This window comes from Streptomyces sp. NPDC093064 (genome assembly GCF_044754605.1).
In the GTDB taxonomy this organism is placed as follows: Bacteria; Actinomycetota; Actinomycetes; order Streptomycetales; family Streptomycetaceae; genus Streptomyces.
Genome location: NZ_JBIVPK010000027.1, coordinates 1 through 13433, shown reverse-complemented (window position 1 = coordinate 13433; position 13433 = coordinate 1). Strand labels below are relative to the sequence as shown.

The window sequence follows — 13433 nt, the reverse complement described above, 5'->3', positions numbered from 1 at the left end:
CGCCCTCACGCCAGCGACAGGAACAGCTTCTCCATGCGGGCCCGCATCTGCGCGGGGTCCTGGCCGTTCGTCCGCCCCGCCTCGATGTCGGCCACGCACTTCTGCAGGCCGCTGGCGATGATGGCGAAACCGGCGCGGTCCAGGGCGCGGGAGGCGGCGGCGAGCTGCGTCACGACCTCCTCGCAGTCCCGCCCCTCCTCGATCATCCGGATCACCCCGGAGATCTGGCCCTGCGCCCGGCGCAACCGGTTCAGCACGGCCTTGAGGTCCGTGCCCTCGAGCTCCAGTTCCACGATCACTCCTTGCAAAATACCCCTGGGGGTACTGTACGTCCGTCCTCGGGACGACGTCGACCACCCCACCGACCGGAAAGGACCCGTTCTGCCGTGACCGTTCCCTCCACCCCCGTCTCCCTCGCCGTCGAGCAGGCGCGCACCAGGCTCGACGAGCTGACCGTCATCGACGTGCGCACGCCCGGCGAGTATGCCTCGGGACACCTCCCCGGCGCTCTCAACATCCCGCTGGACCGCGTCCGGCAGGCGCTGCCCGAGATCCGGCACGCGGCGGGGCGCGGCGAGGTCCTCGTCGTCTGCGCCTCGGGCGCCCGCTCGGCCAAGGCCTGCGTGTACCTGGCCCGGCACGGCGTCGGCGCCGCCACCCTCACCGGAGGCACCGGGGCCTGGGCGGCAGCGGGTCACGAGTTGCACCGGCCGACGGCCTGCGACACCTCGGCCGGCTGGAGCATGGAACGCCAAGTGCGCTTCACCGCCGGATCGTTGGTGCTGCTCGGTGTGGTGCTCGGACTGCTCGTCCACCCGGCTTTCCTGATCCTGTCGGCGGGGGTGGCGGGCGGACTGGTCTTCTCCGCGCTCACCGACACCTGCGGCATGGCCGTCCTGCTCGCGAAGCTCCCCCACAACCGGCCGCGCGCGGCCCGGCTCGACGCGACGCTCGAGACGCTGCGGAGCCGGTGAGACCGGCGGGGCGGCCGTCCGGCCGCCCCGCCGCGTCCGGCCGCCCCGGCTCCCACCGGGCCGGCGTTCCCGGCGATGCCGCCCTCCTGCGTGCCGGACCGGCCCCCGCATGCCGTCCCGTGCGGCGCGGACTCATTCCTCGGGGCCCTCCTCGTGTTCCAGCAGGTGCCCCATGCGGTCGCAGAACAGATGGCCGAACAGCGCGCCGCCGTAGACGACGAACCCCGCGCCGACCAGCCAGGACTCCACCACCAGGATGGTGCCGATGGCGCCGTAGCTGACCGCGTTGGTCACGATCAGCGGGGTGAACACCAGGAACGAGAAGGCCCGCAGGCCCACCAGGCCCACCATGGTGGCGACGGCGCCGGGGAGGAGGAGGCGCCAGCGGACCTGGTGGCCGAGCAGGAAGTGCGGGCCCCACCAGAAGAACAGCACGCCGATGCCCACGCTCAGCAGCATGCGGTAAGTCCCGTCGAACACGGTGCGGGTGAGCACCTGCACGTACAGGTACACCATGAGCGCGATCAGCCAGACGGCCTGCCGCCAGATCCGGTGCCACGGCCCGGCGGGCAGCCGCCACACCCGCTCGTAGCCGTTCTGCACGCTCGACGCGAAGGACACGCCGAACACCGCCAGCAGCACCAGACCCCACACGCTGGTGCTGCCGGCCACCTTGCGGGCCGGGCTGAAGACCTCGGAGAGCACGTCGGCGGACCGGCCGGACAGGTCCATGCCGTCCACCAGCCACAACGCGAACCCGCCGTGGTGCAGCGGATCGAGCGCGGCCACCACGATCAGCAACGGGGCGAGGGTGACCAGGGAGAGCGTGGCGAACCCCATCGCCCGGTGCATGAGCTCCAGCCGCTTGCCACGCCGGTAGAGCTCAGCGGCCCACCCCAGGTGTGTCGTCGGGCGGTCGGCGGACTCCTGCTCGCTCAACTCGGCCGCCGTGAGCGCCCGTCTTCGTGACCGGTGCCGCTCGACGCCGGGCCGGACGGGATGGGACGTGACATGGCGACGGCGCCTCCTCTCCGAGTCCCGGGTGACCGGCGCGCGGCCCGCGCATACCCATCATCGCGACCCGCCCGCCCGGCCGCACCCGGGCAGACGGGAAGGCGGTCGCAGCACTAGGTCGGATGGTCGCGGTGCACCGCGACCAGGGTCACGTCGTCGCCGAGGCCTCTGCCCACGTGCCGCCGCAGGTCGCTGTGGATGGCCTCGACCAGCGCCTGGGGCCTGAGCCGGGTCCAGCCGGGAAGCCGTTCGGCGAGGGGGTAGAAGTCGCCTGACCGGTTGCGGGCCTCGATGACACCGTCGGTGTACAGGAGCAGCGTGGCGCCGGCCGGGAAGTCCACCTCGTCCACGTGCGGGTGGTCACGGCCGAGATCCCCCAGCCCGAGGGGCGGCGCGGGGGATGCGGGATCGAGGGCGACGACCCGTCCGCCGTCGATGAGGAGGGGCGGCGGATGCCCGAGGTTGACCATGAACGTGGGGCCGTCACCGCTCTCCGGGATCTCCAGGACCACGGCGGTGACGAACTCCTCCAGGGCGAGGGACGTGCCGGGAGTGTCCGGTTGTGCCGCCGCCGCGTCCCACAGGTCCTTTCTGAAGTCCTCCTCGAGATCGGCGACCATGGCGCACAGCGGACCGCGCCGGCGCAGGGATCTGCGGAAGGCGCTCAGTACGTAACTCGCGGTCTCCAGCGCCGCCAGCCCCTTGCCGTGAGCGTCGCCGATCAGGATCCGCACCCGCCCTCCCACGTCCGCGACCGCGTACAGGTCTCCGCCGACGGCGGCGTCCTCGTCGGCCGCCAGATAGACCGACGCCAGCGCCAGATCACCCAGACGCGGTGGCAGCGGCTTCAGCAGCACACGCTGTGTCACCTCGGCGACCGCGCGGGTGCGCGCCAGTTCGTTCTCTCGGCGTACGCGTATCCAACTGGCCCCCACGGCACCCAGGCTGATCAGCACCAGCGTCGTGAACTGGACGTAGAAGTTCGTCCAGCCCACCAGCAGATGCACCTTCGCCGAGAACACCACGCAGACGATGGTCACCATGGTGACGGCCAGCACACCGGCCGGTGAGCAGAACGCCGCCGCCAGAGCGGGCGCACCCACCGTCAGCGGAGCCAGCCTGAAGCCGGAGCCCAGGGCCTTGTCCACCACCAGCAACACGACGGGCAACAGCATCAGCGCCCCGGCGATGAGCCGCGGGTGGGACCACATCACGGTCCAGTGCTCCGGGTCGCGGCTTCGACCGTGCAACGAGACCACCACCTCCCGGCGGCCCGCCGCACCTCCCGCCACCGTGCGAGAGACGGGAGCGGGCCGATCGCGCCGAGCCCCTCACGACACCGGCACTCCCATCGTCGCGCCGCTGAGGTGAACAGGCACACCGGGAGCACCGCCGCCCCTTCACGCCTCGCCGGCCGCGTACCGAGGCCCCTCCCGCCCGTGGACGAGAAGGACCCCCTTCGCGTGTGGTGAGGCTGTGCTTCCGCGGGCGCTGCCGATGCGGTGCCCGCGGAGGCCACGGCCGCGCCGCCCACCATGACGCCCGCAGCGAGGCCGGTGGCCGGCGCGTGTGTGAATCGACGTCGCACGACTGGCTCCCTTTCGCTTGGAAATCAGGTATGTTGCCCATTTTTCGTCGCCCTCCTGAGCGCCTGCATCAGGGCTGGTGGACGGTCCGGCTCCGGGCCGGCCCTCGGGTCCGTCCCGCCCCGTACAAAGCCGGGCGGCGGCTCGCCATACTGGACGAGGGCCTCCCCGCGGATCGGGCCGCGCCGGGACGGGCCAGGGGGCGGCCCGTACGGCGGGCACGGCCCGGAGAGGCGGGGTACACGGCGACGGGGGCGGCGCGAGATGTCGGAGACCATGCTGATCCAGGGCCGTTACCGGCTGCTCGACACGATCGGGCGCGGCGGCATGGGGGAGGTCTGGAAGGCGCGGGACGAGTCGCTGGGCCGCCATGTCGCGGTGAAGTGCCTCAAGCCGCTCGGCCGGCACCACGACCCGTCCTTCACCCGCGTGCTGCGCGAGCGGTTCCGGCGCGAGGCCCGGGTGGCCGCCGCGCTCCAGCACCGCGGGGTGACCGTGGTCCACGACTTCGGCGAGTCCGACGGCGTGCTCTACCTCGTGATGGAGATGCTCGACGGCCGCAACCTCGGACAACTGCTGGAGGACAACGGCCACCGGCCCCTGGCCGTGCCCGACATCGTCGAGATCGCCGAACAGGTCGCCGCCGCCCTCGCCTACACCCACCAACAGGGCATCGTGCACCGGGATCTGAAGCCGGCGAACATCATGCGCCTGACCGACGGCACGGTGAAGATCTGCGACTTCGGCATCGCCCGGCTCGGCCACGACATCGGCTTCACCGCCCGGCTGACCGGCACCGGCGTCGCCATGGGCACCCCGCACTACATGTCGCCGGAACAGATCGGCGGAACCGAGGTCGACCAGCGCAGCGACCTGTACTCGCTGGGCTGTGTGCTGTACGAACTCGCCACCGGGGTACCGCCGTTCGACTTCGACGACGCCTGGGCGATCCTCGTCGGCCACCGCGACACCCTGCCCGAGCCGCCGCGCCGCCACCGCGCCGAACTCCCCGAGTACCTGGAGCGGATCGTCCTCGACCTGCTGGCCAAACTGCCCGAGCAACGTCCCGATGACGCACACGAGTTGAGCCGCCGCATCATCGCCGGCCGCACGGCGGCGCCGCGGTACGCGCCCACGGTGGCCACCCCGCTCCCCTGGCCCCGCCCGTCCGAGCCGGCCGGTCGTGACGCCCGCCTGCCGTCGTGGACCCGGGGCATGACGACCGGTCACAACGCGGCAGGGGCGGGAGGACCGCGCATCGCACGCCCGGATGCGGCGGGCGGCCTGACCGGTGAGTGGACCCCGCGTCCCGCCGCCGACGGCTCCGCGGAGACCGGGCGGACGCCCGGCGGGCGGCCCGTCCCGCCGCCGGAGGCCGTCAGGGCGCTGGCCGACCGGCACCAGGCGGGCCTGAGCCTCGGCCGGCTCGGCCGCTGGGACGAGGCGGGCGAGGCGCACCGCGCGGTCGCCGACGAGCGCGCCCGCCTCCTGGGCCCCGAGCACCCCGACACCCTCGCCAGCCGCTACGAACTCGCCTTCAGCCTCAGCCGCACCGGGCGCGCCGCCGAGGCGCTGCGCGAGTACAAGCAGGTGGCCGAGGCGCGCATCAGGGCCCTCGGCTCCGACCACCCGGACACACTCGCCGCGCGCCAGGAGATGGCGTACGTGCTGGGCCGCCTGGGCCGCCACTTCGACGCGCACCAGGTGTACGCGGCGGTGCTCGCCGCGCGCGAGCGCATCATGGGCCCGGACCATCCCGACACCCTGCGCTGCCGGCACAACCTCGCCTTCAGCCTCAGCCGGCTCGGCCGCCTGGACGACTCCTACCGCATGGCCTGCCAGGTCGCCGCGGCCCGTGCCCGGGTGCTCGGGCCGCAGCACCCCGACACCCTGGTCACCAGGTTCGAAGTCGCCTACACGCTCGGTCAGTTGGGACGCTGGGCGGAGGCCCTGGAGACCTGCCGCGAGGTCGCCGAAGCACGCGCCCGGGTGCTCGGCTCCGACCACCCGGACACTCTGGCCGCCCGCTACGAGGTCGGCATCAGCCTGGGCCGGCTCGGCCGCAGCACGGAGGCGCTCCAGCTGTACCGCGCCCTGATCGACGACCGCACCCGGGTGCACGGCCCCACGCACCCCGAGACCCTGCGCGCCCGCCACGGTTTCGGGGTCAACCTCGGCCGGCTCGGCCGCTGGGAGGAGGCCCTCGCCGAGTCCCGCGACGTGTGCGCGATCCGCGCCCGCCTCCTCGGCTCCGACCACCCCGACACCCTCGTCAGCCGCCGCGAGGTCGCCGTGAGCCTCGGCTGGCTCGGCCGCTGGGCCGACGCGCTCACCGAGTACCGCGCCGTGGCCGACGCCCGCGAGCGCGTCCTGGGCGCCGGCCACCCCGACACCCTCTCCAGCCGCACCGACGAGGCCCACTGCCTGGAACAGCTCGGCCGTGGCGGGGAGGCCGTCGAGCTGTACCGCAGGGTCGCCGTCCTGCGCGGGCAGCGCGCGGCCGACGGGCCCTAGGGCCCGTCGGCCGACCGAGCCCTGGCCGAAGTGGATCACCACGTGTTACGAAGGACCATGAGCGCACACGAGGGACACGGGACGTACGACGCCGTCATCGTCGGCGGAGGGCACAACGGACTGGTCGCCGCCGCCTACCTGGCCCGGGCCGGATGGTCGGTGCTCGTGCTGGAGCGGCTGGACCACACCGGGGGCGCGGCCGTCTCCACCCGCCCGTTCGCCGGTGTGGACGCACGGCTGTCCCGCTACTCCTACCTGGTCAGCCTGCTGCCCCGGAAGATCGTCCAGGACCTGGGCCTGGACTTCCGGCTGCGCAGCCGCACGATCTCCTCGTACACGCCCGTCGAGCGCGCGGGGCGGCCCACCGGTCTGCTCGTGGGCGGCGGCGAGGAACGCACCCGCGAGGCGTTCGCCCGGCTCACCGGCTCCGACCGCGAGTGGGAGGCCTGGCAGCGCTTCTACGGCATGACCGGCCGCCTCGCCCGCCGGGTCTTCCCCACGCTCACCGAGCCGCTGCCCACCCGCGACGAACTGCGCCGCCGCGTCGACGACGAGGAGGCCTGGCGGATCCTGTTCGAGGAGCCGATCGGCGTCGCCGTCGAGGACCGCTTCGCCGACGACCTCGTACGCGGCGTGGTCCTCACCGACGGCCTCATCGGCACCTTCGCCGACGCCCACGACCCGTCCCTGGCACAGAACCGCTGCTTCCTGTACCACGTGATCGGCGGCGGCACCGGCGACTGGGACGTACCGGTCGGCGGCATGGGCGCCCTGACCGACGCCCTCGCCGCCGCGGCCCGCCGGGCCGGGGCCGTCATCGCCACCGGCCACGAGGCGGTACGGGTGGCGAGCGACGGGCGCGCCGCGGAGGTCACGTACCGCACCCGCGACGGCGAGGGCACCGTCGGCGCCCGGCACGTGCTGGTGAACGCCTCCCCGCAGGCCCTGGCCGTGCTGACCGGCGAGGAGCCGCCGGAGCCCGCCGAAGGCGCCCAGCTGAAGGTGAACATGCTGCTCAAGCGGCTGCCCAGGCTCCGCGACACCGCCGTCGACCCGCGCGAGGCTTTCGCCGGCACCTTCCACATCGCCGAGGGGTACCGGCAGCTCGCCGACGCCCACGCCCGGGCCGCCGCGGGCGAGCTGCCCGCCGCGCCGCCCTCCGAGATCTACTGCCACTCCCTGACCGACCCGACCATCCTCGGCCCCGACCTGGTCGAACAGGGCTACCAGACGCTCACCCTGTTCGGCCTGCACACGCCCGCCCGGCTCTTCGCGCGGGACAACGACGCCGTACGCGAGGAGCTGCTGAAGTCGACCCTCGCGCAACTCGACGCGCACCTCGCCGAACCGCTCGCCGACTGCCTGGCCACCGACGCCGACGGACGGCCCTGCATCGAGGCCAAGACCCCGCTGGACCTGGAGCGGGACCTGGGCCTGCCCGGCGGCAACATCTTCCACCGGGCGCTGAGCTGGCCGTACGCCCAAGAGGGCACCGGCCGCTGGGGCGTGGAGACCCGGCACGCCAACGTGCTGCTGTGCGGCGCGGGCGCGGTGCGCGGCGGCGGGGTCAGCGGAGTGCCCGGGCACAACGCCGCCATGGCGGTGCTCGAAGAGCGGGGCGCGGCCAGCAGTTGAAGACCCCCGATACGGCCGCCGACGCCCGCGAAGGCGGTCGGCGGCCGTTGTTGCACGTGAATCAGGCATGGAACGGCCAGGTGTCGATCTCCTCAGTCCGCGGAGGCCGTCCAGCCTTTCGCCTCGACCCGGGCCGAGTCCGCCGGGCGCGCCTCGTCGAACAGGACGGCGCGGCCGGTCTCCACCCGCTGGGCGTCGACGTAGGCGCCGCGGCCCACGTACAGGCGGTCGGTCGTGTACCGCCAGCGCAGAGTCAGCCGCTCGGCCGCCGGGAGGTCGGCCGTCAGCCCGTGCCAGACTCGGCCCGAGTAGCCGGTGGCGGTGCCCGCGGGGTGCCGCTCCGGCTCCTCGCCCCGGTGCGTGGTGGTGAACGGCACCGGCTGCCAGGTGGCGCCCCCGTCCGTCGTGCACTCCAGGACGAGCACGTCAGAGCCGGGCTCGGTGTCCCACCACAGGTCGCACCGCAGCCGGGCGCCGCCGGCGGAGGTGTCGAGCGCGGGGAGGGCCAGGGTCGCCGTCGTGGCGTTCGCCATCCCGGAGAACCACGCCGTGCGGCCCCGCGTCGGACGGACCGGCACGGCCCGTGCCAGGTCGTTGCCGGTGGCGACGCGCGGAGCCGAGCCGGAGCGCCAGTTGCGCACCGGGTGCACGGAGTTGCCGAGGACGACCAGGAACGAGTCGGTGGTCGGGTCGAGGACCAGCGACGTGCCCGTGAAGCCGGTGTGCCCCGCGGTGCGCGGAGTGGCCATCGCGCCCATGTACCAGTGCTGGTGGAGCTCGAAGCCCAGGCCGTGCTCGTTGCCGGGGAAGGCGGTGTTGAAGTCGGTGAACATCAGCTCCACCGACTCGGGCCGCAGGATGCGGGTACGCCCGTACGCGCCGCCGTTGAGCAGCGTACGGCCCAGGACCGCGAGGTCCCACGCGCAGGAGAACACGCCCGCGTGCCCCGCCACGCCGCCGAGGCTGAAGGCGTTCTCGTCGTGCACCTCGCCCCACACCAGACCGCGGTCCAGGCCCGACCAGGGCTTTCGGGCGTCCTCGGTGGCCGCGATCCGCGGCTTCCAGGAGGCGGGCGGGTTGTAGCGGGTGCGGTCGAGGCCGAGCGGCCCGGTGATCCGCTCGTGCAGCAGGGTGTCCAGCGCGCGCCCGGTGACCGCCTCCAGGACGAGCTGCATGGAGATCATGTTCAGGTCCGAGTACAGGTACGCGGTGCCGGGCGGGTTGATCGGCGCCTCGTTCCAGACGAGTTCCAGTTTCCGCTCGTACGTCGGCGCGCCGTACAGCGGGATCCAGGCCCGGAATCCCGAGGTGTGGGTGAGGAGTTGGCGGATGGTGACGTCCTGCTTGCCCGCGCGCCCGAAGTCCGGGAGGTAGGACGCGACCTTGCCCTCCAGTTCCAGCGTGCCCCGCTCGAGTTCCTGCACCGCGAGCATCGAGGTGAACAGCTTGGAGACCGAGGCCAGGTCGAAGACGGTGTCCCGGGTCATCGGGATCCGCTGGTCCGCCGGGAACTCCACGGCGGTGTCGGTCTTCTCGTCGTACGCCGAGTAGCGCACCGCCATGCCGATCGGCTCGTGCAGCGCCACGGTTGCGCCGCGCCCGGCGAGCAGCACGGCACCCGCGTACCAGGGGTGCGTGGGGGAGGGGCCGAGGAACGCCTCGGCATCCTCGACGAGTTGGCGCAGTGGGGCGGCGAGCAGACCGGCCCGCTCGGGGGATCCGTGCCGCAGGGTGGGGCTGCCGTTCGCCGGCGCGGCGGCGGCCGGGCCCGCGGGCAGGGCCGCGAGCGCGAAAGCTCCGCCCAATGCCAATGTTCCCAAGCCCAGTTGGCGGCGCGTCAGTCCGCCTGCTCCTCTGCCTGCCGCGTCGTCGGTCTTCATGAGGCCTCCCGCCCACCGTCTGAAAGTATCTTTCGGGGATGGTCGTGTGCGGTGAAACTTTCGTGTCAGGCGGGGGCTGTGTCAACGGTGCGTGCGCGCTCGAAAGGATCTGACTGGACGTCAACAGCGCCTGAACGAGAGGTGCCACGGAGGTTCTTGACCTCCCGCCGCGCCGGACCCAGGATCATCTGTCATGACGCCTGGACACGGCAGCACGGTCGACGGAGTCCTGCGGCGCAGCGCCCGCCGCACCCCGGCACGCGTCGCCGTCGAGTACGGCGAGCGCTTCTGGACGTACGCCGAACTCGACGACGCCGTCTCCCGCGCGGCGAACGTCCTGCTCGGCCAGGGCCTCGCCCCCGGCGACCGGGTCGGCGCCTACGGCCACAACTCGGACGCCTACCTGATCGGCTTCCTCGCCTGCGCCCGCGCGGGCCTGGTGCACGTGCCCGTCAACCAGAGCCTCACCGGCGACGACCTCGCCTACATCGTCGGCCAGTCGAGCAGCGCCCTGGTCCTCACCGACCCGGACCTGGCCGGACGACTCCCGGACGCCGCAAGGGTGTTGCCCCTGCGTGACGCCGGGGACTCGCTGCTCGCCCGGCTGCCGTCCACACCGCCGTACGACGGCCCCGAGCCGCGCTCCGAGGACCTCGTGCAGTTGCTGTACACCTCGGGCACCACCGCCCTGCCCAAGGGCGCGATGATGACCCACCGGGCGCTGGTCCACGAGTACCTGAGCGCGATCACCGCGCTCGACCTCGGCGCGGGGGACCGCCCCGTCCACGCGCTGCCCCTCTACCACTCGGCGCAGATGCACGTGTTCCTGCTGCCGTACCTCGCCGTGGGCGCGACGAACATCGTCCTCGACGCGCCCGACGGCGACCGGATCCTCGACCTGGTCGAGGCAGGACGCGCGGACAGCCTGTTCGCCCCGCCCACGGTCTGGATCGGGCTGGCCAACCGCCCCGACTTCGCCACCCGAGACCTCGGCGGACTGCGGAAGGCGTACTACGGCGCGTCGATCATGCCGGTGCCGGTCCTGGAGCGCCTCCGGGAGCGCCTGCCGGAACTCGCCTTCTACAACTGCTTCGGCCAGAGCGAGATCGGCCCCCTGGCCATGGTGCTCGGACCCGACGAGCACAAGGGCCGCATGGACTCCTGCGGCCGGCCGGTGCTCTTCGTGGACGCCCGCGTCGTCGACGAGGACGGCAGGGACGTTCCCGACGGCACACCCGGCGAAGTCGTCTACCGCTCACCGCAGTTGTGCCAGGGCTACTGGCGCAGGCCCGAGGAGACCGCGGAGGCGTTCCGCGAGGGCTGGTTCCGCTCGGGCGACCTCGCCGTGCGCGACCCGCACGGGTACTACACGGTCGTCGACCGGGTGAAGGACGTCATCAACTCCGGTGGCGTACTGGTGGCTTCGCGCCAGGTCGAGGACGTCCTGTACGCTCACCCGCAGGTCGCCGAGGCGGCCGTGGTCGGCCTTCCCGACGAGCGGTGGATCGAGGCCGTCACCGCGTTCGTCGTCCCCTGTGGCGAGGTCACCGAGGCCGATCTGATCGCCCACGCCCGTGAGAAGCTGGCGTCGTTCAAGACCCCCAAGAAAGTGATCTTCGTGGAGGCACTGCCGCGCAACGCCAGCGGGAAGATCCTCAAGAGGGAGCTGCGCGACCGGTTCGGCGCACGGTGACGGCGTATCCGTCGGCGGAGGCCGCCCCCGGCGTTCCCGCGCTGACCCTGCGCCCCTGGTGCGCTGCGGACGCCGCCGACCTGGTGGAGGCGTACCGGGACGAGACACTGCGCCGCTGGGGCGGTCCGGCCGTGGACGACGAGACCGGCGCGGCCCGGTGGATCCGGGAGCGGCAACGGGACTGGGAGGCGGGGGACCGCTTCGCGTTCGCCGTCCTGGAGGCCCAGGGCCCCGAGGGCTGGGAGGGGCCCGAGGGGCGCGAGCGGTTGGTGGGCCACGCCGTCGTCAAGGTCGTCCGCCCCGGCGCCCCGTCCGCCGAGGTGGGCTACTGGACCGCGGCGCACGCGCGCGGCAGGGGAGTGGCACCCCGGGCCCTGCTGGCCCTGACCGACTGGGCCTTCGCCAGGTTCGCGGACGGGGGGCTGACCCGGCTGGAGCTGCTGCATCAGGTGGACAACACGGCCTCCTGCCGGGTCGCGCGGAAATGCGGCTACGAGCAGGCCGGGATCCTGCCGGCGGCACCGCCCGACTACCCGCTCGACGGCCATCTGCACATCCGCGCACGGCTCCCCGACCCGGCCTGACGCCCCTCCTGAAAAGTCCCCCTCACGTGGCCTGTTGACGCCGGGACTCGATGGCTAGGCTGACCCGCGGACGACGATTGGGGAGGAGCACGGACGTGGCCGAGACAACTGTCCAGCAGCACCCGCTCGCGGGATGGGACAAGCCGGAACTGGATCTGAGCAGCGCGCAGTGGCAGTCCAGCAGCGGCGGGCTGGGAGATGTCCAGATCGCCTTCGTCGAGGGATTCATCGCGATGCGCAACGGCGGCAGCCCGGAAAGCCCCTCCCTGATCTTCACCCCCGCGGAGTGGGGCGCGTTCATGTCAGGGGCGCGGCACGGGGAGTTCGATCTCACCTGACCGGGCGCGGACAGGGGGTGTTTCCCCTCGTGTTCGGGGACAGGGGACCTTGAAAGCCCCGTAGGGGTCGGCGGCCGAGTGACGCCGGGCCCGCGGGGAGGTCGCCATCCGGAGGAGAGGAACTCATGAGCACCCCACCGGTCGTCGCCGCCGTCGACGGCTCCGACGACAGCCTGCGCGCCCTGGACTGGGCCCTCGACGCCGCCCGGCGGCGCGGGGCGCCCCTGCGGGCGGTCCACGTCCGTCAGTACGCGGCCCTGGCCCAGCCCGACGTCCTCGTCGCCGGACCGCCCGGCGACGACGGGGATCCGGTGCTCGACCAGGCACGCGCCCACCTGGGCGAGCGCACCTCCGGGACGGAGGTCGAGTACGCCGGTCTTGACGGGTTTCCGGGCGCGCTGCTGCCCGAACTCGGTGCCAGCGCACAGCTGTTGGTACTCGGCTCACGGGGGCGCGGCGGCTTCGCCAGCCTGCTGCTCGGCTCCAGCAGCCTGGCCGCGGCCCGCGACGCCGAGTGCCCGGTCGTCGTGGTGCCCCGGCCCGGCCGCGAGGTCCACGGTGAGACGGCGGCCGGCCCGGGGCCGCGGGTGGTCGTCGGCGTCAACGCCGACAGCCCCGACGAGGCCTTGCTCGACTTCGCCGTCACGGAGGCCGCCCTGCGCGGGGCCCGGCTCCAGGTGGTCGCCGCCTACCCGTGGCCGCCCCCGGCCTGGGCGGCCCCGGCGGAAATCACCACGTTCATGGTCGACCAGGACGCCGTGGAGAACGAGACCCGGACCCTGACCGAGGGCTTCCTCGCCCCGCACCGCGCCCGCCACCCCGACGTGCTCGCCGAGCCCCACGTGGCGCCCGGCGACGCGGCCGGTCTTCTGGTCGCCGCCTCCCGTGACGCCGAACTGGTCGTGGTCGGCCGTCACCGCCGGCGCCTGCTGGCACCGGCCCGCATGATGGGCTCCGTCACCCAGGCCGTCCTGCTGCACGCGGCGAGCCCGATCGCGGTCATCCCCCCGTCACCGCCAGAGGAGTGACGACGGCCGTTCGGGCGACGGCTGGTGGGGGTGACGCTGGTCACCGGGGAGTACGACAGGTTTCTGTCGCAAGGTGATGGCGCGGTCGCGGTCTAGGCCCTGTCGTCACATTCCCGCCTGCCCCGCGACGCCTGGCACGCACTCTCGCCACACCGGGCGAAAGCCCAAGTACGTCCAGTACGAGGAC

General features: G+C 73.2%; 11 protein-coding genes. 7 read left to right on the top strand and 4 right to left on the bottom strand.

The window, feature by feature from the left end:
• Positions 1-5 precede the first annotated feature (5 nt).
• Positions 6-293 carry a metal-sensitive transcriptional regulator gene (locus tag ACIQFZ_RS27480; RefSeq protein WP_141364307.1) on the bottom strand — a complete coding sequence of 96 codons (288 nt, stop codon included), beginning with the start codon at positions 291-293 and terminating at the stop codon, positions 6-8.
• 93 nt (positions 294-386) lie between these two features.
• Between ACIQFZ_RS27480 and ACIQFZ_RS27475 the strand changes: the two genes are divergently transcribed.
• Positions 387-974, top strand: coding sequence for a rhodanese-like domain-containing protein (locus tag ACIQFZ_RS27475; RefSeq protein WP_365775877.1), 588 nt, complete (start codon positions 387-389; stop codon positions 972-974).
• A 132-nt stretch (positions 975-1106) separates the two neighbouring features.
• Here the strand turns inward: ACIQFZ_RS27475 and ACIQFZ_RS27470 are convergent, their stop codons facing one another.
• Together ACIQFZ_RS27470 and ACIQFZ_RS27465 are read right to left on the bottom strand one after the other, a co-directional pair.
• Positions 1107-1913 carry a ribonuclease BN gene (locus tag ACIQFZ_RS27470; RefSeq protein WP_376652992.1) on the bottom strand — a complete coding sequence of 269 codons (807 nt, stop codon included), beginning with the start codon at positions 1911-1913 and terminating at the stop codon, positions 1107-1109.
• A gap of 188 nt (positions 1914-2101) precedes the next feature.
• Positions 2102-3238: a PP2C family protein-serine/threonine phosphatase gene (locus tag ACIQFZ_RS27465; RefSeq protein WP_376652991.1), complete on the bottom strand. Its 1137-nt coding sequence runs from the start codon at positions 3236-3238 to the stop codon at positions 2102-2104.
• Between the two features lie 600 nt (positions 3239-3838).
• On the opposite strand from ACIQFZ_RS27465, the gene ACIQFZ_RS27460 reads away from it, so the two are divergent.
• The gene (locus ACIQFZ_RS27460) at positions 3839-6088 is read left to right on the top strand and encodes a tetratricopeptide repeat protein (RefSeq protein WP_402692380.1); all 2250 of its coding nucleotides are present in this window, start codon (positions 3839-3841) and stop codon (positions 6086-6088) included.
• Between the two features lie 57 nt (positions 6089-6145).
• A complete protein-coding gene (locus tag ACIQFZ_RS27455; RefSeq protein WP_402692379.1) occupies positions 6146-7723 on the top strand; it encodes a phytoene desaturase family protein in 1578 nt (525 codons plus the stop codon).
• A 92-nt stretch (positions 7724-7815) separates the two neighbouring features.
• Here ACIQFZ_RS27455 and ACIQFZ_RS27450 read toward each other — a convergent pair whose 3' ends face one another.
• Positions 7816-9603: a serine hydrolase gene (locus ACIQFZ_RS27450; RefSeq protein WP_365432449.1), complete on the bottom strand. Its 1788-nt coding sequence runs from the start codon at positions 9601-9603 to the stop codon at positions 7816-7818.
• A 193-nt stretch (positions 9604-9796) separates the two neighbouring features.
• Here ACIQFZ_RS27450 and ACIQFZ_RS27445 point away from each other — a divergent pair, with 193 nt between their 5' ends.
• The 4 genes from ACIQFZ_RS27445 (at position 9797) to ACIQFZ_RS27430 (ending at position 13246) form a co-directional block, all read left to right on the top strand.
• Positions 9797-11296 (top strand): acyl-CoA synthetase, encoded by a 1500-nt coding sequence (locus ACIQFZ_RS27445; protein ID WP_402692378.1) that lies wholly within the window; start codon positions 9797-9799, stop codon positions 11294-11296.
• The gene (locus ACIQFZ_RS27440; RefSeq protein WP_402692377.1) at positions 11293-11880 is read left to right on the top strand and encodes a GNAT family N-acetyltransferase; all 588 of its coding nucleotides are present in this window, start codon (positions 11293-11295) and stop codon (positions 11878-11880) included. Before ACIQFZ_RS27445 ends, ACIQFZ_RS27440 begins: the two co-directional genes overlap by 4 nt.
• A gap of 95 nt (positions 11881-11975) precedes the next feature.
• Positions 11976-12218, top strand: a complete 243-nt coding sequence (locus ACIQFZ_RS27435; RefSeq protein ID WP_365432440.1) for a DUF397 domain-containing protein — start codon at positions 11976-11978, stop codon at positions 12216-12218.
• Positions 12219-12343: 125 nt separating this feature from the next.
• Complete coding sequence (locus tag ACIQFZ_RS27430; RefSeq protein WP_402692376.1) at positions 12344-13246, top strand: universal stress protein; 903 nt, start codon at positions 12344-12346, stop codon at positions 13244-13246.
• Positions 13247-13433: the final 187 nt, after the last annotated feature.